This window comes from Moorena sp. SIO3I6 (genome assembly GCF_010672095.1).
Genome location: NZ_JAAHHU010001071.1, coordinates 1 through 1,717, shown reverse-complemented (window position 1 = coordinate 1,717; position 1,717 = coordinate 1). Strand labels below are relative to the sequence as shown.

The following is a 1,717-nucleotide window of genomic DNA, read 5'->3' as shown; positions in this document are numbered from 1 at the left end:
GTTGCGAGTTTTGGGACAGTCCCTACTCAAGGAGATGCCAGTAGAAGCTCATCTATTTTTTACCCACTCCCATTGGGACCATATTCAGGGTTTCCCTTTCTTTACCCCTGCCTTTATTAAAAGGAATTGTTTTCATATTTATGGCACCCGTGCTCCTAACGGTGCCACCATCGAGAATCGTCTAACTGATCAGATGACCCACCCAAATTTTCCGGTTCCCTTGCAAATTATGCAATCAAAAAAGGAGTTCCATGACCTTGAGATTGGAGAAACAGTCAAGATTGGTGAGATTACGATAGAAAATGCACCCTTGAACCATCCAGGTGAAGCCGTTGGCTATCGAGTTAACTGGCGAGGCTATTCAGCTGCCTACATCACTGACACAGAACATCTCGAAGAGGGTTTCGATAAAAATGTCCTGCAGCTAGCCCATAATGCGGACGTGATGATTTACGATGCTGCCTACACCGATGAAGAATACTACTCTGAGATATCGAGCAAAATGGGTTGGGGACATTCTACCTGGCAGGAAGCTATCAAAGTTGCTCGAGCTGCTAATGCCAAAAAATTAGTCATTTTCCATCATGATCCCCTGCATAATGATGATTTTTTGGACCATATCGGAGAACAGGCTGTTAAGGAGTTTTCTAATACGGTTATGGCGCGGGAAGGTCTGGCAATTGAGCTAGTGGAATCCTCTAGGTCACATCTGCTTGAGCGTAAGGATGGGAAAATGCCTCTGAGCAAAGTTTAATATAGTAATTATCAATGGGGTGAGGTACAAAATGCTGGGTTTTAGGGAGCAGGGAGCAGGGAGTAGGGAGTAGGGAGTAGGGGGAAGAAAATTGAATTTACCTCATAAGCATGATCAACAGTATGATCAAAGCTATATCATTTATAAAAATAAAATTGCCAATTACTAATTAACAATTAACTGTCATAAAATAACTGACTTTAAAAGTGATTAACTGTAATTAACATAACATGCTTGTTATAGTCATAGGCGGTCTTTTTACAGTAAAGACCGCCTATAAAGTTCTGCTGATAGTTTGTTAGCTGATAGCTGATAGCTGATAGCTGATAGCTTACTTATTATCTAAGCTGCAACTTGAGCTTGGTCAGATACTTGGGGTGCTGCTTTTAGAGATGTTTGGAGAGATTCTAGCTGAGCCGATAGGTTGTAGATTTGACTTTGGAGTGCTTCAACTAGCACAATGTCTTTCGCCAAAACTTGAGGATTTCTGATGCTTGTGGATTGTTCAGAAGCAGAAGACGTATTCTGGATGCGATCGCGAATGGGGGTTCCCCCCTGTAGCCGACTGCATCCCTTGGTGTAGCCTAAAAAAGTTTGAGCAGAGGCAAACTGATAGATTCCAGCTTTTACCTTACTCTGCTGCCATGACATCCCTAGGTTTTCAAGCACTGGTTCCTCGGTAATTACTAACGGTTCCATAACTGTTATCGGTTTCTCCATCACCACAGTCCCAGAAACCTTCTTTGCCATCGGTAAACTGGCAGCCTCAGCAAATTTTACTTCTTCATAAGCGACCACATTCTCTAGCTTCTCTTGCTTCTCTGTGTTCAGCTCGGATGTTGAAACTTGTAGTTGTTGAATTAACTTTTCCTTTTCCTGAAGAGCTTGCTCGATAGTGTCTAACTCAGACTCAATGGTAGCTGACTTCCGGGAAGAGTCCTGCCACCCAGCTACAGTAGCATT

At 42.9% G+C, this 1,717-nt stretch carries 2 protein-coding genes; one reads left to right on the top strand and one right to left on the bottom strand.

Going from position 1 to position 1,717, the window contains the following annotated elements:
- Position 1 precedes the first annotated feature (1 nt).
- Positions 2-754 (top strand): MBL fold metallo-hydrolase, encoded by a 753-nt coding sequence (locus tag F6K49_RS46220; RefSeq protein ID WP_293109153.1) that lies wholly within the window; start codon positions 2-4, stop codon positions 752-754.
- A gap of 342 nt (positions 755-1,096) precedes the next feature.
- On the opposite strand, the gene F6K49_RS46215 is transcribed toward F6K49_RS46220, so the two are convergent.
- A partial coding sequence (locus F6K49_RS46215) for a hypothetical protein (protein ID WP_293109151.1) occupies positions 1,097-1,717 on the bottom strand: 621 nt, incomplete at its 5' end.